Consider the following 25051-nt stretch of genomic DNA (forward strand, 5'->3'; position numbering starts at 1 on the left):
GGTTATATAGTGTTATAAATCATTATAAAAAAAAGGAAGGATATGAAGCAATATGAGTTATTAGAGCGAGAGCATGCATTGTTGAAGCACCTTGCACAGCTCCCTAGAAAAATATTAACACTCCATGGTCGTGAGAATGTTACTGAGTTTGTATTGCATGATTTATGCGATATAAACTGTTTTAATTTAAATAAAGCAGCGTATTTTATAGATAATCCGGATTTTAATATCACTAAAGGTGTGGCAGGATTTTCACGATCTGATGTACCAATCAATGGTCAAATGGCGTGGAAAGATCCAGTAGCATTTAGTCAACATATGGCGCAATCAGAATTTAATAAAAAAGTTCGTAAGATAATGCAGGGAAGTCTATCTTCAGAAAAGCACGATCATGAAAAAATAGCAGGAAGGCTTGCGGATGAACTAGGTTTTAATAATCATGCGTTCTGTAATGTGACTATGAAACATGATAATCACGGGTTTGTTTTATATGAAAAGGTAAATACGCACGATACTTTTGCTGACGATCATATGGTGAACGGTCTGAGTTTGTTGGGTTTTTGTCCTATTTTTTAAGAAAACAATACAAGCCGGGAAGATCATGCTGTGCGAGATACGTGATTGTTGCTCCGCCACCTGTTGATAAAAAGTCTATTGATGATTGTAGGTTGCTTGCATAGACAGCTGCAATTGAATCACCGCCACCGATTACAGAAAATCCATTCGATTGTGCCATCGCATTAAAAATTGCTTGAGATCCAGTTGTCGTCTCTTTTCGTTGCATGCTTCCCATTAATCCATTATAAAAAATAGTCCCGGCGGTATGTATTTCTTTTGAATATGTTGCAATTGTTTTTGGGCCAATAGAAATTCCAACATCGTTCGTGGGGATTGTATCAGAATCTATAAATGATAGCGCTCCGTTAAATGAACCTTGAGCAATTTGATAATCTTGCGGAAAGTAGACCTTTATATTTTTGTCTTGTGCCATTGTTAAGATTTCTTCGCATGCAGATAGATCGCTGTCGGCAACCAATGAGTTTCCGACAGATTTTTTTTGTGCCTTTAAAAAACTGAATACAATTGCGGGACAGAGTAGTAAGGTATCTATTGCATCAAGCATTCCATGAAGGAGTGGTATTTTGTCTGATACTTTTCCACCGCCAAGAATGAATACAAATGGTTTTGTATGATTATAAAGAAGGGTGTTTAATGCTTTTAATTCATGCTCTACAAGTAGGCCGATAGTGCGATGACTGTCTGGGTATAATGTTGGCAGAAGGGTGATCGATGTGTCATTTCTGTGTAGTGTTGCAAAAGCATCATTAACATAATAATCACCTAAAGTCGCAAGTTGTTGTGCAAAATGAAGGTCAGATGATTTTTCTTCGGGGAAAAACCGAAGATTTTCCAATAATAAAATTCTGTTTTGATCGATGTGGCTTTTTTCAGTTGCAGCAGACAACGTTGGTTCAAAGTCTATTGCATATCCTTCGTTGGTAAACCAAGGGATTAAATGGCGTGTGGATAAATTCGGTTCACGATTTTTAGGGCGTCCGATATGGGTCGCAAGTATAATCTTCCCGCCGTTTTTTTGTATCAGATTAATAGTAGGCAATAATGCACGTAAGCGATAATCATCAAGTATGATTCCTGCCTGTAAGGGGACATTTAAATCAGCGCGCAAAAAGACCCGTTTGTTTGTTATATTCCATGTGGGTAATGTTGATAGTAAAATTTGTTTGGTCATGTGAGAACCTTTTTTATGCATCAAAGCGTAAAATGGTAGCTATCTCAATAGTGCGAGTAGTGCGTACGGGGATCCATGTTGCAATACAACTTAAAATAATGGCGATAAAAAAAACAAGAATAAAAATATGCATTTCTAAAGCAATCGGTAAATGAGAAACATAATATACATCAGGCAGGGTGATAAACGGATATCGTTGTAGTAGTAAACCGGCTATTGCTGCAAGAGTAAGTCCGGTAATAGAACCAAGCAATGCAATTATAAAGCCGATCATCATAAATATCTGTGCAATTGTGCCATCGGTCATTCCCAGCGACTTTAAAATTGCGATATCAGTTTTTTTCTGGGTGATGTGCATAAAAAGTAGCGATATGATGTTCATGCTTGCAACGAGTGTGATGAGCGCGAGGATAAAAAACATAGCATATTTTTCTAGTTGTAGTGCTGAAACTAACGCAGGATACAGATCTTTCCATGAGTAGACTTCAAGGTTAAATCGTTTTTTTAATTTATTAACGGTATCAGGTTCATCTATTCCTTTTCTGAGTTGAATATTTATTTGTGAAACTCCTTCGTCTGGCCAGATGGTATTAACAAAAGAGATTGAGCAGATAATTAATCCTGCGTCGACTTCTTCGATGCCGGTGCTATATATGCCGCTCACCATAGCAACTTTTTGTTCAAACTTTATTTTGTTACTGCTGCTAAAATCATCAACTGGTGCATACAAAATAAACAGTTCTTCACCAGGCGTGACATCAAGTTCTTGTGCAAGTTTTTCGCCGATAATAATTTGATTGCTTTGTAATAGATCGCTGAGGTTGTCAGTAGGTATATTTTTTTGGGTTATTTTACTTGCAATGGTAGTCGTCTGGATATCTCTTTTGGGATCAATTGCTTTTACCATGACTACGTGAGTTGTATCATCAGATTTTGTTGTGCTTTGTAGGATTGCTTGTTTGATAATCGTTGGGCTATAGCAATCAACTTCAGGAAATTCAGAATCAATTATACTGCTAATTTCAGGGACATTTAATTCGTTGCCATATGCACGGAGCTGAATTTGAGGGTTGATCCCCTGTAGCTTTTCATGCGTTGCTTTTTCAAAGCCGTTCATGATAGATAAAATGAGTGCTAGTGAAAATGTGCCAATGGTTATCCCAATAAAGCAGATAGTTATCATAATTGATATGTTAGATTGCTTTTGTGCTCCGCGTATATAACGCCATGCAAGCAGGAAAGTAATGTAATGCATAATGCGCTCCTTGATATCTGTTGTGAGTTTGTTCTTGTAAAATAGAATGCTTTTTTTTAATCTACTACTGTTGATTTTTATTTTACGTTAACGAGGCAAATAGATGAAACATACTATATCACTTCTTACATTATTTATTATGATATTTTCTTTACCGGGATGCGGCGGTGGCATTTATGATTGGGGTAAAGGGGTGTTTTACCAGGGTAAAACGCTTTCTTATGATAAAGAGATACCAGAACAGTATATTCGTTCTGTGATTGTTTATGATCAATTTGCGACAAAAGGAGATTTTAATGTTTTATGGCTTTCTGATGCAGTACGTATAGCATATGCAGATTTATATGCAGTGCATCATGGCAAATCTGAAGAAAAAAAGCAGGCGGTGTTACGCAGACAGCTTGCGGAAAACCAGCATTATATTGTGTTCTATGTTCTCAGCTCTTATAACGATGTACTTGGTGAAATAGACAGCCTTTGGACGCTGTTTTTACAAGTAGGGGATGATTATTTTGAGCCGGTTGAAATTAAAGCGATTGATATGGAGCAGGAATATCGCCTATTTTTTGGCAAACGGTATGATCGTTTTAAAACAGCTTATCGCGTTAAATTTGATGCAAAAGCAGTTGATGATTCGATGATTATTAATGAAGGGACTGATGGATTAATTTTGCATTTTAGATCGCTTGAAAAACAGGTACAGCTTGTATGGGAAGTGGATTTAGAACAGAACGGTTTCGTTAACTAATCTGCTTACAAGGAGTTGCGTTTGAAGATAGTTATTGGCGCAGATCATCGTGGCGTTGCCTATAAAACGTATTTAAAAACGGTGACGAATATTGGCAACCAACACATTGAATGGATTGATGTTGGTGCCGATAGTGATGAGCGCACCGATTACCCCCGCTTTGCACAAAAATTGTGCATCACAATGAAAACGAATTGCATAGATCATGGCATATTAATTTGTGGCAGTGGCGTTGGCATGGCGGTAGCAGCTAATCGATATCCGCATATTTATGCAGCATTGGTATGGAATAATGAAATAGCCAGACTTGCGGTTGCACATGACAATGCAAATGTGCTGGTTATTCCCGCATCGTTTGTGTCGCAAGATCAATTGATATCGATTGTTGAAACATGGCTGGCCACACAATTTTTGGGCGGTCGGTATCAAGAAAGAATTGATATGATTGATGCCATGAAGTGCGAGTAGTGTGTGATAAGTTGTAAAATGAATATTAAAAAAGCGGAGTAACTCTCCGCTTTTTTAATTGCTGAACTTGGTAAATGTTTATGCTTTCACTTGCGATTTCATGAGTCGTGTTAAGTGTCCTGATTTGATTGCATGGCGAGCCCCTATGACAATTACTGCGCTGATAGTGATACCAGCGGCTGTCCAGATGGCAAATCTTGTTGCGCCACTGCGGAGTTTTCTTGACATTTCTTCGGTTTTATATTTAGTGAAGTTTACCCCAGTATGTAAGTATGCTAATGCACGAGGAAGCAATGCTGTTGGCTTTTGTTGATTGTTTGCTGCGGGAGCATTTTCTTGTTGATTATCAGATTGATCTTTTTGATCTTCTTCTTGTTGTTTTTGTTCTAGAACTTGTCTTGGATCTTCTTTGCCTAATACTTTTTCTTCTACTTGAGCTATCGTTTTTTTAGTAATGTCTGCGGCAGTATCTTTTAATTTTGTTGTAGCTTCTTCTGTTGCTTTTTTTAATTCTGTTTTAGCGCCTTCAGTAGCTTTTTTTATTTTTTCTTCAAAAAGTTCTATCGACGGTTCGAATGTTTTTCTTATGCATCGACCGAAAGGATATGCCACAACGTCTGCAGCGGCTGTAACAGGTTTCTTAATGAAGTTGCGACCTAAAAATGCCAATCCATCGTAGCCTGATTGGGCTGCGCTTGCCCCTAAACCGCGTACGATTTCTGTTTTAGATAATGAAAGATCAAAGTCGACAGGAATTACTGGTTTTGGTTTGCTTGAAAAATATCCGCATAAGCGTGTAGCCCAGCTTGTTCTTGGTGCATCTTGCGCGGCGAATAAGCTTGTTCCTGAGATATTTAAAAATAAGAGCCCGGTAAGAGCTTTTATAGTTATATTTTTCATATCGTCCCCCTAATGATTGTCTTTTTATTATTACTTACCCATAAGTACAGTTTAAGCTATATATTCAGACTGTCAAACGCTATTGTTTCTATTTGTAGTAATTGTGCCTGGTGGTAGGGTTTATAAAGAGGGTAGGAAGATTTAGTGGCAATTATTAGGCAGGGCTTAGAATAGAAAAAGGGGGCAAGTAGCCCCCTTTAAGGTAAAAATTCTTCGTAAATGTGCGTCAATTAAGCCGCTATTGCTACTGATTCCATGCTTTCCTGTTGAGCTATAGGAAGCTCTTTATCTTCCTGTTGTGCCTGTGCCAAGGGAAGTTCTTTCGCAATACCCATTATTTCAGTCAGTTGTTCGTGGGTTAATTCTTGGCTTTCAACCAATTTATCTACAATCATGGCTAAAGTGTCTTTGTTTTGCGCTAAAAGCTCATACACTTCTTGCTCACATTGTCTGTATAATGCGAGAGCTTTTTGTTCATATTCCCGTTTTGTTTTGTCAGAAAATTGCATAATGTTAAGCCCGTCAGATACTAAAGCGAGAGCGATTTCGTAGGCATATATTTCTTGTTCGTTATCATATGAGTTGCCAGCGTTTCCGAGTAACAGCTTTTCAGCGGCACGTCCACCAAGTGCTATTTTGCACTCTTTGATACGTTCTTCATAACTATTTATGTTACGCGTATCTTTTGTGTGATAGCTAAACACTTTTCCATATTTTCTTTTCTGAGTTGGGGCAATATTCTTTTTATATTGATCCCATACAAGCACCTCTTTAAGCTCTGCAAGATATGGTTTGGTGATCACCTTGCTGAGAATGTTCTTTGATGCAAGCAGGATCATAGATAGCGCGTGACCAGCTTGACGCAAGCCAATGATGTGTCGTTCGTCATCGGGTAGTTCTAAATCATCAACAGGGATGATGTTGCGTACATCTTTATCAAAGCTTTGCTCTAGATGATATTGACTCAGCGGTTCATTGCGTACCAAGGCGGTAAACGATGCCCGTTTTATAATAGTGTTGAGCGACTCGTATGAATGCCCTTCGGTTTCATAGGCCAGCTTTTCAATATTAAACAGACCGAGATTTGCAATACCTTGTAATTTTCGTTGTAGGTGTTGTTTTCTGTGGGTAAATGATGGATACACAAATTCAATACGTTTGCCAAGTCGACCTGGTTGTTTAAGCGCTTTTTCCATAGTTTCAGGACTGTTGGTTGCAGCGATCATAATAACCACTTTGTCTGGATCGGCTTCTAATGCACCGCTCATAGCATCAAGGAATGCGTGGAGCAATACGGTGTTACCGGTTCTTTGTAAATTAAGAAGGTCGATTTCATCGAAAAAGAGAATACAAGGAGCTAATGATCGGGCTTCAACCATCAGCGCTTTCAAGCTACCTTCAGAATTAAGCCATTCTGGTTGTACCTTGAAAAATTTAAAGTTTTCAGGATTTTTACCCGTACGCTCATACATTTTCTTAATTTCACCAGCAAGTGCTTCTACCAAGAATGATTTACCAGTTCGTGTAGGTCCAGTAAGGAGCCAACCTTTTTCCGGCGCGTTGCTGCTGCCATCAAAACGTTCAGGGTTTTCTAAATAGCTTACGATGCTTTGGAATTCCATTACCCCTTCAGAGTTTCCGATAACGCCGCTGAAATCTACGCGTGGGTTTACCATCCAGCCATCTTTTTGATCTTGTTTAAGGGCATAGAATCCGCCCATTGATTTGTTATGCCAGTGGGTGATCACTTTTGTTGCCCATTTTGTAACCGGCTTTACGAGTGTTTTGTTCCAACCGATTAAAATAGGAATGCAGGTTGCAAGAAGGGGCATATAACCTGATCGAAAGTTACGGATGTGATCGCTGATATGGCCAAGCATAAATAGTTGTTTTGAGTTGATAGGAGAGTTCCCTGCGGTATTATATCTTGGCATATATCCAAACCATCTTCTGACGAAATTGGCGTCTAGGCTCGAGTCCAATATGTTTTTCGGTTCATGATCTTCAACTATTTGATCAGCTCCCCATGTCACTTCTAGGCGTGCGCATAATGCAGCGAATGCAGTTACCAGTGTTAATGCCGATAGGCCATGTAAGTTGTATTTAAGCGTTGGCTGAATGTATTTATCATTAAAGCGACGATATTTTTTATTCCAGTCAGTAAGGCCGGCAACGCTCGATCGTTTTTTAAGGCGCGCGAGGTTTTTACTGTTATTTTCTACCGTGGTAGCAAATTTTTCAAATAGCTCTTCAAGCGACAAGTCGATAGGGGTGTATCGCTTGCAAACGGTCATTGGGTCAAAAATATCGATTGAGAATTCTTTATTGTTTGCAAGGGCTTTGAGCAAGTGTTCTATTGCAGATTGATTGAAAAACTGTAGCTGATCGAGGGTGTTTGGATCTGCATAGATAGGTAGATTGGTTTTTAGTGTGGCTAAAAACATTTGTAGATCGAGGGTGTTTTCTTGTGCCGCTCGTTGGTTTTCGCTTGGTATGATACTGCTTTTCAGGCCAAGCAGTAGCTCCTGAATAACATTGAGTGTATCGGTTAATATATCGATTTCGTGTTTAAACAGCATATCAAGGGATGCTTTATAGGCGTCAATCTCTTGTTGTGTTAATTGTGGCTCATCGGTAGAAACATTTGCTAGCATATGAGTGGGAATTGTTAACATTATAAAAGAAAGGGAAAAAACAATGATTTTTAAGGAGTGAGGTATCTTCATGTGCAGGTTGCCCTTGGTATAGAAGTTTGTATAATGGAAAATATAAACATGCTTATTTTACGGTATTATTCGGGTTTCTTCAATTTATTTTTTAAAAAAACCATTTAATGCTCAATTTGAATTATGAGGAGATTGGTATGATGTTTAAACAAAAAAATTGGTATAAAGCACTTGCATTGCCAGCATTGATGCTCTTTTTGGGTTTGGCAGTTGTCATTCAGCGGGTAAGTGCATCGAAAAAAGAGTTCGATATTAACGCAATATTTACAAAAGATAATGTTAAGCCCCTCGTTGTGATCGGTTCAGGGCCAGCGGGTCTTGCGGCCGCACATTACGCATTACTTGATAATGTGCCAACAATCATTTTTGCTGGAAGTACACCAGGAGGCTTATTGATGACCACTGATGAGGTTATCAATTGGCCAGGAGATCTTTCTGTTAAAGGCATGGAAATTATAGAAAAACTTAATAAACAGGTTGAAGTTGCAGGTGGGGTCTTTGAGTATGATTCAATAGAATCGATTGATATTTCTGATTGGCCCTATGCATTACGTACCCAAGGTGGGACTACGATACATGCTATGGCAGTCGTTATTGCAACTGGCGCACGTCCTCTAAAGCTGGGTATTCCTGGAGAGCAGCTATCAGGGGTGACTACCTGTGCAATATGTGATGCACCACTTCCAGGGAATAAAGATAAAGAAGCGATTGTTGTAGGCGGAGGAGATTCTGCCATAGAAGAAGCAATACAATCCTCAGCACATCAAAAAAAGGTGACTATCATAGTTCGCAAAGATCATATGCGGGCTTCAGCGCATATGCAGGGTCGGTTAAAGGATTACCCAAAGATTTCAATTATCTATACATCGCAAGTAAAAGAGGTGCTTGGTGAAAAAGGGCGCATGACTGGGGTGACGATTGTTAATAGCCAAACAGGTGAAGAATCCTATCTACCAGCGCACATTATGTTCCTTGCTATTGGACATATCCCTAATTCAGATTTCGTTGCATCAATAGTTTCCAGAGATACCAGTGGGTATATTCTGACGCAGGGTGGTACAAAGCAAACGTCAGTGCCAGGTATATTTGCCGCAGGAGAGGTAGAGGATCATAGATATCGTCAGGCGGGTACTTCATATGGTGATGGCATTAAAGCAGGGTTAGATGTTCGTAGTTTCTTACAAGATATCGGTTTTTCTCCTGCGATCGCCCAACGACTTGCGCAACAAGAATTAGCCCAGAAAAATATCAAAAAATAATACAAGTTGCTTGGTCAAGATTCTTTGTATTGTGTTGATTCATTTCATTTTTTAACAATAGTATTGCTATCTGAAACAATTGTCTGATATTTTATATACTATAAGAATAAGAGGTATGGTAAAGAAGGTATAAAAAGAGAGTCTTAGGGAGATGAAGCGATGAACTATATACAGCGTTTTTTGACCGAGCAGCAAAAAAAATTGCAGATTGCGCTGGTCGTTATTGCATTAACGATTTGTGTGGTGACCTATGTAACGGTTCAAACAGGTTTTTTGCATAAAGATCATGATATGATGGTGGTAAAGGAGCAATTGGAGGGACATGGTATTATTGTTTCTAGCTCAAGCGATCAGATTCAAAATGCAATTGTAGAGCATGTTGTGTTGTATTCTCAAGAGCAAGATGGTTCTCATAATAAAATTCAACGAAATGGTGTCTTTGTTCGATATCCCGATGCAGTGGCTACCGTCTTATTATGCCATGGATTGATGTGCGATAAGCAAGATGAAGCATTTTTAAGAAATTTGTTTCCTCGTGGCGCGTATAACATTATGAGCTTTGATTTTCGTGCCCATGGTGAGAATCGGAAGGGACAGTTTTGTACGCTTGGTAAAGATGAATCGTATGACGTGATAGCGGCTGGTAAATTTATCAAGCAGCATACAGCAGTAAAAGATTTGCCACTCTATGTCTATGGATTTTCTATGGGAGCTGTTGCGGCAATAGAAGCGCAGTCAAAAGAACCAGAACTGTTTCATGCAATGATATTAGATTGTCCGTTTGATTCATCAATGAATGTTTTAAAGCGTGGACTTGAAAATTTAAAAGTGTCTTTATTCGGATATAAGTTTGATGTACCCGGTAAACAGTTGCTTGAAAAATATTCATTTCATCCCTATGTACAATCATTTGTACGGGCGTTGCTTAAAACGATAGCGAATCTTGATGCACGTGATATTCCATTGCGTGTTCCACCATTTAGTCCTGCGATTAGTGCTGAAAAAATTAAAATTCCGATATTGTTTATTCATTGTAAAAAAGATGAAAAAGTGCCAATAGAAGCGGTTACTAAAGTGTATTCGAGCGTTGCTTCTGAATATAAAGTGCTATGGCTTACCAATGGTACCAAACATTTCGGTTCATATTTTCATAATCCAGAACGGTATACGGATACCGTACGAGGGTTTTTAGATTTAGCTGTTGCAGGTGATTTATACATAACAAAAAAGAGTGAAATTATAGAAGATCAGGAAGAGCATAGAAAAGTGTAAATAGGGGAATAGGAGGTTACAGATGAAGGGTTACATATATACAGTAATGGTAGCGATAGTAGGATTATTTGCATTGTGTGTCGATGCACGTGTGCATGAAGTATCTTCTGAAAATAAATTATATAGCAAATTGCGGCGTCAGCGATTTGCTATTGTTTTTTTCTACGAAGAAAACAAAGAGTTGCGTTGTGACGGTGATTATAGACGGGATTTAAAAGCAGCTCGCAATATGTTTCATAGATTAAGTAGTCAATGGGAATATACAGAAGGTGATCTGTATTTTATACGAGCGAATGTGAGCAAATTGGATTTAACTATGACTGCACAGCAATTTGGAGTCGATCAATTTCCAGCATTTTTGATTTTTGAAGATGGTCGGCCATTCAAACATAAAAAAGATAATACAGTAGGGAAAATAGATGGATTTGTTTCACAGAATGAACTCCGCACATTTATTGATACTACAATAGGTGATCAACTATCTGATCGCAGAGAATATAAACGAGAAGTGCGAGAACAAAGACGAGCCGAACAAGCATATTATTGGTCTGTGGCCCCTTATTATTATGGGGGTTATTATGGTGATTGTTGTTATCGTCCGGGAGGATATTTTGGCTTTGGATTCTCTATTTAGAACTTATTATGCTTTTTTGATAGTATTTATGAATTGTTGTAAGCAGTTAGTAATCTTTATATCGCATGGAAAAGTATGATGATACGCCTTCGGTTTTTTCTGTATTGCAGTTTGTATGTATTTTTTGTACAAGGAGGGTACAGCGAGATACCCTTGCATCAGTATGGAATTACCGTTTCAACCGCAACCGATTTTATTCAAAACGCTGTTGCGGAACAAGTAATTTTATATGCACAAGAACGGGAAGATTCTCATCTCACCATTGAGCGTAATGGGCTTTTTATTCGATATCCCAATGCTGTGGGAACAATAGTAATGTGTCATGGCTTTAAAAGTGATAAGCAAGAGAGGCCTTACTTGCGCATGATATTTCCTCGCGGGAAGTATAATATTATGACCTTTGATTTCCGTGCGCATGGAGAGAAAAGAGAAGGGCAAGTGTGTACCTTGGGTAAAGATGAGGCGTATGATGTTGTTGCAGCAGCGCAATTTATTAAACATCATGCAGCAGTAAAAGATCTACCGTTGTATGTATATGGTGTTTCTATGGGAGCGGTTGCTGCAATCGAAGCGCAAGCAAAAGATCCGAGTTTATTTAAGGCGATGATTTTAGATTGTCCCTTTGATTCCTCTGATAACGTTGTAAAGCGTGGATTAAGTACTCTGCATATATCATTATTTGGACATACCTTTGCTATGCCTGGTAGGGCCTTATTGGAAAAACATGCATTCGAGCCTCGAGTACAACTGCTGATACAAAAATTACTGAAATTGTCAGCGGCTTATGATTCGGGTGCCATTCAATTATCCGTTTCGTCATTTGCTCCTATGGAGACGGTGAAGCAGATTACCATTCCTGTGTTCCTTATCCTGTGCAAAAATGATGAAAAAGTGCCCGTCCCAGCAATGATGGAGCTCTATACGAATTTGGCTTGCCCCTACAAAATATTATGGATTACCAACGGCAGTAAGCATTTTGATTCCTATTTTTATAGCCCCGAACGGTATACCGATATGGTGCGAAGCTTTTTAGATCTAGCCGAGACGGGACAGCTGTATAAAGAAAAAAAGAGTGAGATTATAAGGGATTAGTGTTCAGTTCATATGATAGATGCATTCTAAAAATAGAGTATCTTATATCTGTACATAATGTATCGCATGATAGACAATTTGAATATGATCTTTAAACTGTACGCAGTTAAAATGTGTCATCATCTGTCATGCAATAAGGATATATTATGAAATTTAAATACTTACTGTTGATTATATGTAGTTCAAGCACTATTTTTGCAGCAAATCCTGCGTCTGATCTTGAAAAAGCATTATCTTCGAAAAAAGGTTCTCGTGCATCAAGCAACACGCAAAATGCAAAAGCAGCATTGAAAAGATTGCAAAACCAGGCTTTTGGAGAAGACCGATCATTGCTTGCTGGAGTAAATCCAGAAAACATGAGCAATCAAGCAATGAAACAGCAAATGTTTAGAGATAAAGGAGGCGAGAGTAATCCTCGCATGAATGCGGCACATGATCGGCTACAATCTAAATTAAAAGCTCGAAATAAACAAAATGAACTAAAGAACGCTGGCGAAGAGCAAAAATTATAGTTTTATAAGGATATACTATGAAATTTAAATACTTACTGTTGATCGTATGTAGTTCAGGAACTATTTTTGCAGCAAATCCTGCGTCTGATCTTGCAAAAGCATTATCTTCAAAAGGTTCTCGTGCATCAAACAACACGCAAAAAACAAAGGTCGTACTCAGAAATTTGCAACGAGAAGCTCTGCAAACAGAAGTGCAACATTGGTGCGCATTTAACCCAGCGGCGGGCAAAGTTAGCGAGGGCAAATTAAGAAATATGCACAAAGTACAATCGGGGCCCAACGGAGCAGAGGCTGCGCGCAGTAGATTGCAGCTTAAGTTGATGCTCAAGCAATTAGGCGAGCGTAACATTGAAGAGCAAAAATCATAATGTTACGTTAATGATTCAGTTTCACTCCCTTTTTGTTACACTTAATGACATGTTTACCGATTTTACCTACGAAAGGGATCATAGATGATTTCTATCATAAAAAATACCAAATCGATTGTTGAACAAAATGTCGACGCGATAGTGGTTTTTGTACCGGAAAATTTTTTGTACGAAGATGTGCAGCCAATAGCAGAAAAATATTTTTCTGCACTGCAAGATCTCATGATGAAAAAAAAGTTTACTGGTAAAGCGTTATCGACCTGTGTGGTCACTGGAGAAAATGGATCTCAGAGCGTAGATCTTGTTTTTATAGGTCTTGGCAAGCCGGGTAAAACGGGTGCCATTGATATAGAAACATATCGCAGGGCTGTTGGTCGTGCAGTACGCATAGCAGAAACGCGTAATACAACATCGATGGCATTCCAGCTTCCGCATGGAGCATTATTTAATGATACTGCATACGCCGTTGCGTATCATACGACTACTATTACCTATATCGCTGCATATCATTTTAATGAATTTATAACTGATGCGGACCAAAAACAGGATACATTAAAGCAAGTTGTTTTTGTAACTGATCATGCAGATGCAGAAATAGTTGAGGCTATGAATGCAGGAGCAGTGGTTGGACAATCAGTTAACCAGACTCGGCATTGGATTGACATGCCACCATCACATCTTACGCCAACACACCTTGCAAATAAAGCTGAAGCGATTGCAAATAAGCATGGCCTCAAACTGACCATATTTTCAGAAAATGAAGTGCGTCAGATGGGCATGGGTGGTCTTGCCGGGGTGTCTCGTGGATCAGATAATGATTGTAAGTTGGTTATCCTTGAATACACGTGCAGCAAAAAAGATGCGGAAACAATCGCATTTGTGGGTAAAGGTATTACCTTCGATTCTGGCGGGCTCAGTATTAAACCCGCAGATTATATGGAAAAAATGAAAGATGACATGGCGGGAGCTGCAGCGGTTATCAATGCGATAGAAGCCCTTGCAATTTTAAAGCCTGACGTGAATGTGATTGCGATTGCCCCATTAGCTGAAAATTTACCCAGTGGTAAGGCATTAATGCCCGGTGATATCGTTACGTTCTATAACGGTAAAACAGCTGAAGTACGTAATACTGATGCAGAAGGACGTTTGATTTTAGCAGATGCGCTTTCTTACGCAGTCAAACATTATAAACCGGATGCAATGATCGATTTAGCAACATTGACTGGCGCGTGTGCCTACGCTCTTGGACCTTTTTATACCGGTTTGATGAGTGCGCATGATGAGTTTACCGAACGTGTAACCGCAGCTGCAGAGAGTTCTGGTGATCGTGTATGGCGTTTACCGTTCCATGATGATTACAAAGCGGCGATTAAAAATCCTCTTGCCGATATTTGTAACATTGGAAGCAATCGATACCGCGCAGGAGCAATTACTGCCGGATTGTTTTTACAGAACTTTGTAGAAGATGTCCCATGGGTGCATTTGGATATTGCAGGAACAGCGTTTGATGTGCCGGATATTTCTTACTACCGATTTGATTCTGCAACTGGAGTTGGCGTACGGCTTTTGGTGGATCTTGCGATGAATTGGAATGTTAAGAAGTCATAGTGATTGTGAAGTATTAAGAGTAGAAGGCGGTTAATTACCGCCTTCTACTCGATACGTTTTATAAAATATTATAATTTCGATTTAATGCGTGATTTAACAGCGTCCGACATTTCACGATACGCTGGCAACTGCAATGCCTTTTTCTCACGCTGCATCTCATCATGCTGCCGTGCTTTTTTCAACTCTGGTGTAATTGCCTGTTTTACATTAAATCCATATGGTAGTATTGGGTTATCAAACCCTTGAGCTTTACGGAATCGTTTCAATAGTACGTCAATAGCGTGTCCAACAAAAGCAATCTCTTTGTAATCTCCAGTTGATATTAGAAATTCAATAATTTTTTCTGTATGGCGTCCACCAGCGCATATAAAAATGTTTTGTACGTTTAAATGTTGGTAAATATCATCTATAGCAGCAATGTCTACCATGTATGTCGATGCCTCTATCATCGAACAGGTATCAAATACGGGGTACTTGTCATACATAAAATAGAGTAGCTGTTGCTTAATTCGATAGCTCTTAATACTATTTACTGTTTTTGCCATAAAGGTTCTGTATAACCCCTGCAGTCCTTTACCCTCTTTATCATTAAGATGAGATAAATTTTCGTAAGTTGCTTGCATATCCTTGTTTTTAAACTTAAAGTCATTAATTACACCTCTTATTTCTATGTTCTTACACGGTACATTTAATGCGTTGAGATGCTTTTCTAATAATGTTAAAGGTGAAACTTTAAGCAGTTTACCAATCAATTCAGGATATATATTAATGTATTCTTTAAATAAGTTAGTTATTTCATTGTTACCTTGAGCACCAGTATTATCAAAGCGACCTGCAAAACATTGCTGCAGTGCATATAAAAAATCAGGGTCTTTTTCTTGTATCGTCTCGGTTATATTTTCTATTTTTTGCTGTATTGAATCTTCCACAAGACATCGAACCTGCCCTTTAAGATTTTGTATAACAGCAAGAAGTTCTGCTTGTTGGTTTAGTGTTTTGCGCATATTCAACTCATCAACATGCATATCGGCAAGCGCAAAAACCCGCTGTCCTGTCTTTTTATTTCGTAAAACCGTACAATTGTAAAAAACTGTCTGTGTAGAAACAGGCAGTAGCAAGAGTATGCTTACAAAAAATATAATATGTTTTTTCATGCCTCATCCCTTTTAATATATTTCAATTATGAGGTCATGATAGCGTGTTGGGATTCAGATTGTCAATAGGTGCATTAGGTGAATGGGTTAACTCGTGCGCTGTATGGACAAATGGAAATGACCAGGGGGCACCTTTTTAAATTTCTTGGTAATCCCACAGCTTCTTATACAAACTATCTGGTTGTGCAATCAGTTGATCATGGGTTCCTTCTTCGATGATAGCCCCTTTATCAAGGACGATAATGCGATCCATGTGTTTTAATGTGGATAGCCGGTGAGCAATGGCGATAACCGTTTTTTGTTTATCAGCCATGAGAATGTTGAGGCTGTCCTGTACCAGGCTTTCTGTGTAACTATCCAGAGAAGAAGTAGCTTCGTCTAAAATTAAAATAGGTGCATTTTTTAAAATTGCGCGGGCAATAGCGATGCGCTGTCGTTGGCCGCCAGAAAGTTTGACACCTCGTTCACCTGCGTAAGTATTATATCCTTGTGGTTGTCTCATGATGAATTTATGGATATGTGCCTGTTCGCATGCTGCAATTACCTCCTCATCGGTAGCGCTTGGATTACCGTAACGGATATTTTCCATCAAGGTTCGATGAAAGAGTAACGTGTCTTGGGGGATCACTGCAATCATACTGCGTAATGATTCTTGCGTAACATATTTTATATTTTGATTATCTATTAAAATGTCCCCCTCATTGTTTTTAAAATATCGCAACAGTAAGCTAATAATGGATGATTTACCCGATCCTGAGCGTCCTACTATTCCTATTTTTTCCCCCGCATGAATGGTCAGATTTATATTTTTAATGACATATTTGGTGCCATCATATGAAAAAGAGACATTGTGAAATTCAATTTTTGGGTTAGTAACAATGATCGGATGGGCGTCGCTGACATCGGTCATTTGATGAGGAAGCATTAAAATCGATAGGCAACTTTTTATATCTCCCATGGATCGTGCAAAATCTTGTAGCGCTGTGGTGATATCCCAAATGTCTTCTGCAATAACCAATGCAAGGCTAAATACAAAAGCAAAATCACCGACTGATATTAATCCATTAATGCGTAAATAGACCATATAAAAGAGAATGAATGCAAACATAACCAGATATAAAAGCCCGCCAATAAGCTGTACGAAAAAGGCGTATTTATAGAGTTGAATCTGTTTTGGGATGAAATCATATGAGATCTGATTATCTAAATAGCGCAGTTCTCGTTTGCGGGCGGAAAAAGAAAAAAGAGAGATGATGTTAGAGATTTTATCAGAAATCTGTCCAAAAAGAGCGTGTTTACTTTCCGTTTCTCGAAATGCGTATTTATTCAGTTCGTTTGATAACCTAAACATAATGGGCGCATAGATAACACCCCAGATTAAAACAAAACTGCCAAGATACATATTTACAAAGGCAAGAGCACAGAGATTTACTAAAATTTTAAGAACTTTTGCAAAAAAGCCATGATGGATTTCTGCCCAAAATTTATCATATCCGCTGACAAGGCCTTTTATTTTGCTGGTGATAAAACCGGTGAAATTATCTTGAAAAAATGCATAGGAGTGATGTTGCACATAATCATATGATTGCAAAATAATTGAACGGCGTACATACGGCTCGGCTTTCCATTCAGCAAAGTTACTAATCCGCCAAACAAGGTCTAATACAATTTGAGTAACGATAAAAAGAATTATTGGAGTAGAAACGCTGCTATATGATACGAAATTTTTTGCTTCCATTATATCTAAAAACATTTTTATGGCGTAGCTGTAAGCAAATGAGTAAAAACTGCTTACAATTGGGGCAAGAAGCATGAGGGAGTAAAACCATTTGTAAGGTTTTATGTGCCGCCAGAAAAACGAAATAACATGCATATTACTCATCATTATTTGCTCCTTGTATAAGACCTGCGGATTTGTAAACTATCTTCAAATCGCGCTATTCATAGCTCCACCACTCTAGTATATCGTGTCATATCTGCCAAGTTATTTTAGATAAGAGCTTATCCGAAAATTATTGCCTTATTTATTCGCCATATTTAGACACTAATCGAAGCAAGAAACCCACGATCGTCTTCGCGAACCCGTCTTCGCTCGGCTTCGCCGGGCAAGCCGCCAACTTGTCCGCCGTAGCTTTAGCGAAGGAGGATTAGCGTGCGTGGCGATCCAGGTTAATAAAGTAATATTTAGGTAAATTCAATAAAAATAATCTAATTTGTCGCGCCTTGCCGGCGCATAATTGCCTGGATCACCACGCATTCGCTTCCGCCTTCGTTTAACTACGGCGGACAGACTGTGAAGACGATCGGGAGTCAAGAGCTTCCTACAATCTCCGTCCATTGCAATAATCATGAATTAGTTTTTGGATAGGTTCTCAAAATAATTTATTTTTTAGACAGCAATATTAGTGTAGAGCTAAAAGAAAGAAGCTATAAATAAGAAATTTCCGGCAACCGTTCATAAGCGAAATTATTATGTCAAAAAAAACAATCGACTGCGCTATAACTTTCAAAAGCGCACTGCGCATAAAAAATTAGCAAAGGATGAAAAATAAAAGGAATCCGACTTCGCTAAAGCTTCGTCGGACAAGCCATAAAACAAAATTAGATGGCAAAAAAATTATAATAAATCCGGTTTATATACCTCTTTCCACGCCTCGAGCGATACGGGAAAATGTGGAGTAGCAAGTTCAAGCATTGCCTGTGCGTATTGCCGAATTTCGTATTGCGCGCCAACATGCAATCGTAAACCTAAAAAATGCATGAGCGAGTGTAGATTGCAGGTGAAAATAAATTCGGTGTAGGTGCACATAGGCAGTAATCCTCGTGCTAACTCGCGGCATACTTTATTCTCGATTAAGTTTTCATATGTCTGGGCTGCAAGCGCAATCACTTTTTGGTATTGCTCAACCAGTTCTGCATTTTCAAATGGGGCTAGAGATGATTGTTTGTTGTGAGGATCCTGATGTCGCCATTGTTGTGGCATATAAAATTCATCTTTTGCTTTAACATAGCGATAACTAATTTCGTTATATGAGTTCATCCTATGACGCATCCATTGGCGTGATACGTATAATGGACATTTGACGCGAAACGAGAGTTGGTTGTGTTCAAACGGGCTGGTGTGTTTATGTTGCATTAAATATTTGATCAGCTTTTTATCCTGTTCGGTCATAGTTTGTACCGTTTTACCGTAACAAACCCGTGCTGCATTTACTACATCAATATCTGATCCCGATACACGGATTAGTTCCAAAGAGCTTATACCATCACCTAAAGGATCGAGTTGTTGGGGTTGTTGTGGGCAGCATGAAACTGCTGGACTAACTTGCATTTCTACCATAAAAGCTCCGTTATTAACGAGATAGGGTGTGTAAAATTGGTTTCATTGTGCATGATTTTACGTAAAACTTCAAACAAAATTATTGTGTCTTGTGATGCATTATGTATGGCATAAATATGCATCCATTGATTTTTTTATATGTTTTTAATTATTATTGTAGTTGCTATGTGAATAACTATTTGATTCGTATTGTTGTAATAAGGGGGAGTAATGAAGAGATTGTTTGATCGAAAAAGCCTACTGTTTGCAGTCGGTGTGTTGTTGGTGAGTGGTGGTTGTATCACCGCGCAAGTTCCTAAAAATTTAAATGAAGCAGTACATATGCTTTTAAAAGATAGCACGATATGGAATCGTGGCAATCTGTTGTTATCAGTTGGATTACCCAGTGACAGTGAGTATCAAGAGCGAAAGCGGCTTATGAACACTGTTTTCAATGGGTTGGGGCAATATGTTACCAAAGCAGACAAAGCATTAAAGCCACAATTTGATGAGCTGCGTCGTATCAATGATGAGCTGTTTGAATGCATGACGTTTGTTTACAGTCAGTACCTGCAACAGCATATATATGGTGAACAAGAAAGAGCATCGGGCATTATTGTTGTCCAAAATGATGAAATTATTAAAAAAATTGATGTCAAAAAAATACGTATTGGAGATGTAACCAGTCGCGTAAGAGAGTTTCGAGAAGAATGGGATATAGAACCCCCCATGCTACAGGGAGCTGCTACTGGATCAGACGCGATCGTCGATATGCGGGCAAAATTAAGATGGGTTTTGAAGGATTATAGAAAATCGTGGTTTATTAACAAAAAACGGGGCGATGTGGTCGAATGTTTGCTGTATTTAGCAGATCGTATTGATGATCATATTAGAAAATTTATCACTGATTACCGACAGATCATCATGTTATTCTCAAAGATCAATCGTCCACAGACGCCACCACCAGTACGCCCTATAAAAGAGGTAGTTGATGATTCAGAACAAAATAAAAACGAGGGGAAATGATGGAAAAAATAAGTTCATTGCACAAGATGTTGATCATTGGATTATTAGCAATGGGATATAGCTATCATCTTGATGCAAAAGTACCTTCAAACAGAGCAGAAGCGAAAGCTTTGATTGAAGGAAAGGCAGAGCGTGACGTGTGGAATCGTGGAAACCTTTTACTATCGGTTGGATTGGATTATAAGCAGAGAGAAAAGGATTGGTATGCAATCTTAGATGATATAGGTGCATATATTAAAAATGTGGATAGCCGCCTATTGGGACAATTTAAAGAATTGAATCATATAAGTCGTTATCTGTTTGTTGAAATGGCTGAGCTCTATAGACGCTTTGTTGTTCCTATGATCATAATGCCGAAAAAGGAACAGATTGGTATTATGGCAACTTCACCAAATGAAATTGCGATGAATTTGGATTTTTCTGCATCATGTCCACCAAGTTATAAGCAAGTATGCATAGCGCCTCTGATACAGCAAATGAAGGTCGTTGTGAAAGATTTAACCATTAAGGGGGATAAGAAGTCAGAACGGATAATGCGTGTTAGGACCGCTCTAGAGAGCATCTTAAAAGAGTATCGTTCACAGTTCTTTGCATGGCGCAGCAGTAGTAAGCAAGAGGCGGTTGAGGCGCTTATATTGTTAGCAGATCGGATCAATCTTCACGTGACAAAGTTTATGACCGATTATGGAGTATTGATGAATTCCGTAAGGGAGTATGGTCAACCGCGGTAAGTTATTAAGGTAAAAATAGAATGTATGCGATAAAATAGTTTAAATAAGGAAAAGGAGAAGAAATGATTAAAATTATTGTGATGCGTGTATCGTTAGCCATAGGGCTTGTATTGTCTATCGGTAATCAACAACTATGTGCTATGTCATTGTTTAAAAAACCGAGCACAACACAAAGCAATAAAATAAAAAATAAGGCAGAGGCGGAGGAGTTCATTCGTCAGATTGATACTATAACATGGATGGGGCCAAAGGTTGGCAATCTCTTTTTATCAATGGGTTTACCTGGTGATGTAAAGCATGAAAATAGAAACAAGAGTTGGATTACGACCTTGGAGCAAGTGGCGCAATACATCAAGAAGAATAATGAGGCATTAGAGCCAGATTTTACTAAGTTGGCAAATATTAGTTTAAATCTTTTTTTATATCTTTCTGATATATATCGAACAGCTATTCAACCAATGATTGTAGATAAACAAGACAAAAAAAGCGGGATTGGAGTAAATGAGGTTGGAAGATTGAGTCAAAAGGAAGTTGAAAAAATTACTCAAAAAATGAAATTTGATGATCGAAGTAATAATGCTCTGGTAACAATGCGGGCTCGTTTGGACAACTATTTAACGGTACAACAGAAGGCAGTTGCGGATATTCGAGATAGATTAGATAAGGTCGTAGAGACTGTTAAGCGAGCAACATTCACTCGCAAGGAAAAACGAGAGGCGGCAGAAGTTTTGATCACCTTGGCACTCGCTATTGACGCCCATATTATGAAAGTAAGGGGTGACTACGAGCAGCTTATGGAGGTTCTGACTATATTGGTTAATCAGAGATTAAAGCAGCAAGGATTGCAGCAACAGCAACAAAGATTAAAGCGATAATAGCGATTTCAAAGCTAATGTATTGATGATACACAAGGGATAGGGCCAGGTTTTATGGCCCTATCCCTATTTTTTTACAGCAATCATTGAATTTCATTGATTGTTTTTGATATTATTAAAGTTGCAATATGAATACTTCGATTGAGGTTCTAATAAACAAAGGAATGAAAATGAAACGAAATAATACATATGTGTTATTGATGGCAGGATTGCTGCTGGGTTCAGCCGGGCAGTTATTTGCTGCAACGAAAGAGCAAGTTATCGGTGAGATGATCAAAGCATCTCAGATTGTTTGGTCAGACAAGGATGTATTAGCTTCTATGTATCCAGGCCAAAAGACAAAGCGATATGAATGGGATAGATTTTTGAATGGATTGGGAGATTATATTAGAGATGCAGATACTACCTTCCTTTCTGATAAAAAGCTGATCGCTTTATTTAATAATTTGAAGGATTTAAGTAATAGAACGTTTCAAATTGCAGTGAGTATGTCACAAGCACGTCGCCAAGGTAACGTAGGTGAGCTCACGCGGCTTATGAGAGTATTCAAAGCACAAATTGATGACAGTGGTATGCCAATGATAGTTCAGACAGGCGCCAGAGATATTGCGACAAATTCTCAGAAGCTTGCGAATGATTTAAAAGCATTAAATACCTACAGAAAATCGCGGCTTACGAGTGCAAAGAAAAAAGAAGCAGCAGGGGTCTTGATAACGTTTGCAGAGTTCATTAACAATCATATGAAAAAGATTGTTACAGATTATAACAAACAGAGGTAAGGCTACCTCAACAAGAATACGTACGTATTTAGGATACTTACATGAAAGTTATTGGAATATATTTAAATGTTTTTATTTTAAGGAGAACAAGATGAAGAAACAATTTTTATATGTGGCTGTGGTGATGGGGTTGATAGGTAGTAGTCAGCATGTAATCGCGGCATATCTTGGCAAAGAGGCGATTACTAATTTTAATGATGCACAAAAAAACTTAGAGGCCGCTAGCGAAGTAGTATGGGATAAAGGTGGAGACAAAGAAAACATGTTAACATCAATAGGTTCTACAAGTTATACTGTATATCAAAGGAATAAGAAACATTGGTATAATGTTTTAAATGAAATGGCAAACTATATCAAAAAAACAGATAATTCATTAATGCCGGATTTTATTGAGATAGAAAATATCAGTAAGCGCCTCTATCTTGATAGAACAGATGTATATGCGCGATATATTAAAAAATTTGTTATTAGCAGAGATCAAGAAGGTGGAGTTATGAATATTGATGCGAATTCTAAAAGTATCGATTTTGCAAAAATTGATATTAAAAGCATAGAAGGAAGAGTAGGAAGTTTTATCTCTGCATTCAAAAAAATTGAACCATTAAAGAAAAAACTTGCAGATAAATTACAAAAATATAAAGACTCTAATTCCATTTTGAATAACACTAAGAAGAAACAAGAGGCTGTGCAGGCTGTTATCTATTTATATAATCTGGTTGCGAAACATGCGCAAGAATTTAATAAGGATTTTGTAAATTTGAGAAAAATTTGTGAAGCCAAGAACCCAAAAACAACTACCATAAAGAAATAATCATTCAATATAAGATATACAGAGATGTTTGATAATAAAGGTCGATTCTTATCGGCCTTTATTTGTATTCTTTATGCTTATCTTGCGCCATATTCAAAATCAAACCAACCATAATCAAAGTACAAACAAGGCTACTATTACCGTAGCTGATAAATGGTAACCCGATTCCTTTGGTAGGGACAAGCCCGAGCGTTACGGCAATGTTAATCATTGCTTGTAAGTTGATCATTATTATAAATCCCAGGATGGTAAATTGAGCAAAGCGATTGGTGGTATATGATGCAATACGTATGCCCAGATAGAGCAGTGCTATAAATAATATAATAACGAGCAGCGCCCCAATAAATCCGGTCTCTTCTGCAATAATGGCAAAAATAAAGTCTGAATGTTGCATGGGCAGATAAAAAAACTTTTGTTTTGAATGTGATATGCCAACTCCCCATAATCCTCCAGAACCGATGGCAATCAGTGATTGAATGATCTGAAACCCCGATCCTTGTGGGTCAGACCAAGGGTCCAAAAAAGTGAGCACGCGGGCAAGGCGGTATGGTTTAAAATAGATGAGCGCTGCAACAATCGGTAAGCAGCTGGCAAAGGTTATTAAAAGATCTTTGTTTCTGTATTGTGCGATAAACAGTAAAAGAAATGTGGTTATGGTAAGGGTGACGGCCAGGCCAAAATCGGGTTGTTTCAGCAGAATGATATTGGTAACACCCAGAATGATTAGAAAAGGTAGGTAGCTATGCATAAATGAATGAGTGGTGTACTGTTTTTTTTCAATCAGATATGCAACATATACTATGAACGTAACCTTTAAAAGTTCACTGGGCTGAAAGGTGAATCCTCCTAACGAAAGCCAACGGCTGGACCCATTAATACGGTGGGTTAAAAAAGGGATCATAGTCAGAGCAGAAAGGAGTAGTGAGCTTAAAAAGAGTAGTGGCGTTGTGGCATGAATAATTTTAACTGGAATGCAATACGCAACCAGTAACGCACAGAGACCTATCATTAATCCAATACATTGTTTTTTTAAAAAGTAGTGTGCAACGCCAAATCGTTCAAGTGCGTAAATGGAACTTGAAGAATAAATAAATAGTAGGCCACAGACGATGAGCGTGGTAATGATTCCCATAAATAAAAAAAGATCAGAAGATATGTTTTTTTTATGCAGTTTCATAAATCGATATACCTAACATCTAATAATGGAATTTTTTTAGAGAGTAACGTAGTTGCGCTCGTAGGGTCAATGATTTAGAGCGCGAAAAAAAATTAGTTGTCATGGGCGCTGTTGAGTAGGTGATCTTAAATTAACGCGAGTTCGATCTAGCCGTCTTTCAAAGTATTTATAACAACGTCGCGTCCACATTGGACGCATTTATTTCTGGATGGTGACGTTCGCCAAGGCTCTCTTCCGCCTTCGTTAAGACTCCGCCGGACAGGCGCCATGACTGCAGGAGAACGCCAACCGTGCTAATACTATTTTATCTATAGTTCATAGTTTTATTTTTCCAATAAGCTCCTTTGACACAACTATCTCACACTGCTGCCATATACAGCAGAACATCAGGCATTACTTACCGTCATTGTGAGCAAAGCGTAGCAATCCAGAATTCGTGCGTCCGATCAGGACGCGACACAATAGTTATCAAAGCCGTTATGCTGAAATCAGGTTAAATTATGTAGTGATATATAAAATTGTATATAAAAACTATTGAACTTATCAGCTGTTTTTTTATATAGTTGCCCTAATAGAATATAATGCCA

At 38.3% G+C, this 25051-nt stretch carries 23 protein-coding genes; 15 read left to right on the forward strand and 8 right to left on the reverse strand.

Annotated features, from left to right (window positions below):
* Positions 1-42: 42 nt before the first annotated feature.
* Positions 43-576, forward strand: a complete 534-nt coding sequence (locus tag VGT41_06170) for a hypothetical protein (GenBank protein ID HEV2601846.1) — start codon at positions 43-45, stop codon at positions 574-576.
* Here the strand turns inward: VGT41_06170 and pgk are convergent.
* Together pgk and VGT41_06180 are read right to left on the reverse strand one after the other, a co-directional pair.
* Positions 566-1750 (reverse strand): phosphoglycerate kinase, encoded by a 1185-nt coding sequence (gene pgk / locus VGT41_06175; protein ID HEV2601847.1) that lies wholly within the window; start codon positions 1748-1750, stop codon positions 566-568. The genes VGT41_06170 and pgk overlap by 11 nt on opposite strands.
* A gap of 13 nt (positions 1751-1763) precedes the next feature.
* On the reverse strand, positions 1764-3005 hold the full coding sequence (locus tag VGT41_06180) for an FtsX-like permease family protein (GenBank protein ID HEV2601848.1): 1242 nt from the start codon (positions 3003-3005) through the stop codon (positions 1764-1766).
* A gap of 103 nt (positions 3006-3108) precedes the next feature.
* Here VGT41_06180 and VGT41_06185 point away from each other — a divergent pair, with 103 nt between their 5' ends.
* On the forward strand, positions 3109-3753 hold the full coding sequence (locus VGT41_06185; GenBank protein HEV2601849.1) for a hypothetical protein: 645 nt from the start codon (positions 3109-3111) through the stop codon (positions 3751-3753).
* Between the two features lie 21 nt (positions 3754-3774).
* Positions 3775-4221, forward strand: a complete 447-nt coding sequence (locus tag VGT41_06190) for an RpiB/LacA/LacB family sugar-phosphate isomerase (protein HEV2601850.1) — start codon at positions 3775-3777, stop codon at positions 4219-4221.
* A 78-nt stretch (positions 4222-4299) separates the two neighbouring features.
* Here the strand turns inward: VGT41_06190 and VGT41_06195 are convergent, their stop codons facing one another.
* Positions 4300-5121 carry a hypothetical protein gene (locus tag VGT41_06195; GenBank protein HEV2601851.1) on the reverse strand — a complete coding sequence of 274 codons (822 nt, stop codon included), beginning with the start codon at positions 5119-5121 and terminating at the stop codon, positions 4300-4302.
* A gap of 230 nt (positions 5122-5351) precedes the next feature.
* The gene (locus tag VGT41_06200) at positions 5352-7847 is read right to left on the reverse strand and encodes an AAA family ATPase (protein ID HEV2601852.1); all 2496 of its coding nucleotides are present in this window, start codon (positions 7845-7847) and stop codon (positions 5352-5354) included.
* Between the two features lie 137 nt (positions 7848-7984).
* Here VGT41_06200 and VGT41_06205 point away from each other — a divergent pair, with 137 nt between their 5' ends.
* From VGT41_06205 to VGT41_06235, 7 genes are all read left to right on the forward strand, one after another.
* On the forward strand, positions 7985-9106 hold the full coding sequence (locus VGT41_06205; GenBank protein ID HEV2601853.1) for an FAD-dependent oxidoreductase: 1122 nt from the start codon (positions 7985-7987) through the stop codon (positions 9104-9106).
* 159 nt (positions 9107-9265) lie between these two features.
* A complete protein-coding gene (locus VGT41_06210) occupies positions 9266-10378 on the forward strand; it encodes an alpha/beta hydrolase (GenBank protein ID HEV2601854.1) in 1113 nt (370 codons plus the stop codon).
* A 22-nt stretch (positions 10379-10400) separates the two neighbouring features.
* Positions 10401-11012, forward strand: a complete 612-nt coding sequence (locus VGT41_06215; protein HEV2601855.1) for a thioredoxin family protein — start codon at positions 10401-10403, stop codon at positions 11010-11012.
* Positions 11013-11087: 75 nt separating this feature from the next.
* A complete protein-coding gene (locus VGT41_06220) occupies positions 11088-12104 on the forward strand; it encodes an alpha/beta hydrolase (GenBank protein HEV2601856.1) in 1017 nt (338 codons plus the stop codon).
* 146 nt (positions 12105-12250) lie between these two features.
* Positions 12251-12616, forward strand: a complete 366-nt coding sequence (locus tag VGT41_06225) for a hypothetical protein (GenBank protein HEV2601857.1) — start codon at positions 12251-12253, stop codon at positions 12614-12616.
* Positions 12617-12633: 17 nt separating this feature from the next.
* Positions 12634-12984 carry a hypothetical protein gene (locus VGT41_06230; protein ID HEV2601858.1) on the forward strand — a complete coding sequence of 117 codons (351 nt, stop codon included), beginning with the start codon at positions 12634-12636 and terminating at the stop codon, positions 12982-12984.
* Between the two features lie 84 nt (positions 12985-13068).
* Positions 13069-14592 carry a leucyl aminopeptidase gene (locus VGT41_06235; protein ID HEV2601859.1) on the forward strand — a complete coding sequence of 508 codons (1524 nt, stop codon included), beginning with the start codon at positions 13069-13071 and terminating at the stop codon, positions 14590-14592.
* A 68-nt stretch (positions 14593-14660) separates the two neighbouring features.
* Here the strand turns inward: VGT41_06235 and VGT41_06240 are convergent, their stop codons facing one another.
* The 3 genes from VGT41_06240 to thyX all read right to left on the reverse strand — a co-directional run bounded on the left by VGT41_06240 (position 14661) and on the right by thyX (position 19086).
* Positions 14661-15746, reverse strand: a complete 1086-nt coding sequence (locus VGT41_06240; GenBank protein ID HEV2601860.1) for a hypothetical protein — start codon at positions 15744-15746, stop codon at positions 14661-14663.
* 136 nt (positions 15747-15882) lie between these two features.
* A complete protein-coding gene (locus VGT41_06245) occupies positions 15883-17631 on the reverse strand; it encodes an ABC transporter ATP-binding protein (protein HEV2601861.1) in 1749 nt (582 codons plus the stop codon).
* Between the two features lie 732 nt (positions 17632-18363).
* Entirely contained in the window at positions 18364-19086 is a 723-nt protein-coding gene (gene thyX, locus VGT41_06250) for an FAD-dependent thymidylate synthase (GenBank protein HEV2601862.1), read from the reverse strand.
* A gap of 210 nt (positions 19087-19296) precedes the next feature.
* Here thyX and VGT41_06255 point away from each other — a divergent pair, with 210 nt between their 5' ends.
* The 5 genes from VGT41_06255 (at position 19297) to VGT41_06275 (ending at position 23287) form a co-directional block, all read left to right on the forward strand.
* A complete protein-coding gene (locus VGT41_06255) occupies positions 19297-20091 on the forward strand; it encodes a hypothetical protein (protein HEV2601863.1) in 795 nt (264 codons plus the stop codon).
* On the forward strand, positions 20091-20822 hold the full coding sequence (locus VGT41_06260; protein ID HEV2601864.1) for a hypothetical protein: 732 nt from the start codon (positions 20091-20093) through the stop codon (positions 20820-20822). The genes VGT41_06255 and VGT41_06260 overlap by 1 nt, the downstream gene beginning before the upstream one ends.
* A gap of 62 nt (positions 20823-20884) precedes the next feature.
* Positions 20885-21697, forward strand: coding sequence for a hypothetical protein (locus tag VGT41_06265; GenBank protein HEV2601865.1), 813 nt, complete (start codon positions 20885-20887; stop codon positions 21695-21697).
* 170 nt (positions 21698-21867) lie between these two features.
* Complete coding sequence (locus tag VGT41_06270; protein HEV2601866.1) at positions 21868-22476, forward strand: hypothetical protein; 609 nt, start codon at positions 21868-21870, stop codon at positions 22474-22476.
* 91 nt (positions 22477-22567) lie between these two features.
* A complete protein-coding gene (locus VGT41_06275) occupies positions 22568-23287 on the forward strand; it encodes a hypothetical protein (protein ID HEV2601867.1) in 720 nt (239 codons plus the stop codon).
* Between the two features lie 58 nt (positions 23288-23345).
* Here VGT41_06275 and ftsW read toward each other — a convergent pair whose 3' ends face one another.
* Positions 23346-24464: a putative lipid II flippase FtsW gene (gene ftsW / locus VGT41_06280; GenBank protein ID HEV2601868.1), complete on the reverse strand. Its 1119-nt coding sequence runs from the start codon at positions 24462-24464 to the stop codon at positions 23346-23348.
* Between the last annotated feature and the right edge of the window lie 587 nt (positions 24465-25051).

The sequence above is a fragment of the Candidatus Babeliales bacterium genome, assembly GCA_035944115.1.
Taxonomy (GTDB): Bacteria; Babelota; Babeliae; order Babelales; family Vermiphilaceae; genus DASZBJ01.

Coding starts and splice junctions, on each gene's coding strand:
- VGT41_06215 (HEV2601855.1), top strand. CDS start 10,401: ATGAAGGGTTACATATATACAGTAATGGTAGCGATAGTAGGATTATTT.
- VGT41_06205 (HEV2601853.1), top strand. CDS start 7,985: ATGATGTTTAAACAAAAAAATTGGTATAAAGCACTTGCATTGCCAGCA.
- VGT41_06195 (HEV2601851.1), bottom strand. CDS start 5,121: ATGAAAAATATAACTATAAAAGCTCTTACCGGGCTCTTATTTTTAAAT.
- VGT41_06180 (HEV2601848.1), bottom strand. CDS start 3,005: ATGCATTACATTACTTTCCTGCTTGCATGGCGTTATATACGCGGAGCA.
- VGT41_06260 (HEV2601864.1), top strand. CDS start 20,091: ATGGAAAAAATAAGTTCATTGCACAAGATGTTGATCATTGGATTATTA.
- VGT41_06185 (HEV2601849.1), top strand. CDS start 3,109: ATGAAACATACTATATCACTTCTTACATTATTTATTATGATATTTTCT.
- VGT41_06265 (HEV2601865.1), top strand. CDS start 20,885: ATGATTAAAATTATTGTGATGCGTGTATCGTTAGCCATAGGGCTTGTA.
- VGT41_06255 (HEV2601863.1), top strand. CDS start 19,297: ATGAAGAGATTGTTTGATCGAAAAAGCCTACTGTTTGCAGTCGGTGTG.
- thyX (HEV2601862.1), bottom strand. CDS start 19,086: ATGGTAGAAATGCAAGTTAGTCCAGCAGTTTCATGCTGCCCACAACAA.
- VGT41_06210 (HEV2601854.1), top strand. CDS start 9,266: ATGAACTATATACAGCGTTTTTTGACCGAGCAGCAAAAAAAATTGCAG.
- VGT41_06230 (HEV2601858.1), top strand. CDS start 12,634: ATGAAATTTAAATACTTACTGTTGATCGTATGTAGTTCAGGAACTATT.
- VGT41_06220 (HEV2601856.1), top strand. CDS start 11,088: ATGATGATACGCCTTCGGTTTTTTCTGTATTGCAGTTTGTATGTATTT.
- VGT41_06270 (HEV2601866.1), top strand. CDS start 21,868: ATGAAACGAAATAATACATATGTGTTATTGATGGCAGGATTGCTGCTG.
- VGT41_06170 (HEV2601846.1), top strand. CDS start 43: ATGAAGCAATATGAGTTATTAGAGCGAGAGCATGCATTGTTGAAGCAC.
- pgk (HEV2601847.1), bottom strand. CDS start 1,750: ATGACCAAACAAATTTTACTATCAACATTACCCACATGGAATATAACA.
- VGT41_06240 (HEV2601860.1), bottom strand. CDS start 15,746: ATGAAAAAACATATTATATTTTTTGTAAGCATACTCTTGCTACTGCCT.
- VGT41_06225 (HEV2601857.1), top strand. CDS start 12,251: ATGAAATTTAAATACTTACTGTTGATTATATGTAGTTCAAGCACTATT.
- ftsW (HEV2601868.1), bottom strand. CDS start 24,464: ATGAAACTGCATAAAAAAAACATATCTTCTGATCTTTTTTTATTTATG.
- VGT41_06275 (HEV2601867.1), top strand. CDS start 22,568: ATGAAGAAACAATTTTTATATGTGGCTGTGGTGATGGGGTTGATAGGT.
- VGT41_06200 (HEV2601852.1), bottom strand. CDS start 7,847: ATGAAGATACCTCACTCCTTAAAAATCATTGTTTTTTCCCTTTCTTTT.
- VGT41_06245 (HEV2601861.1), bottom strand. CDS start 17,631: ATGATGAGTAATATGCATGTTATTTCGTTTTTCTGGCGGCACATAAAA.
- VGT41_06235 (HEV2601859.1), top strand. CDS start 13,069: ATGATTTCTATCATAAAAAATACCAAATCGATTGTTGAACAAAATGTC.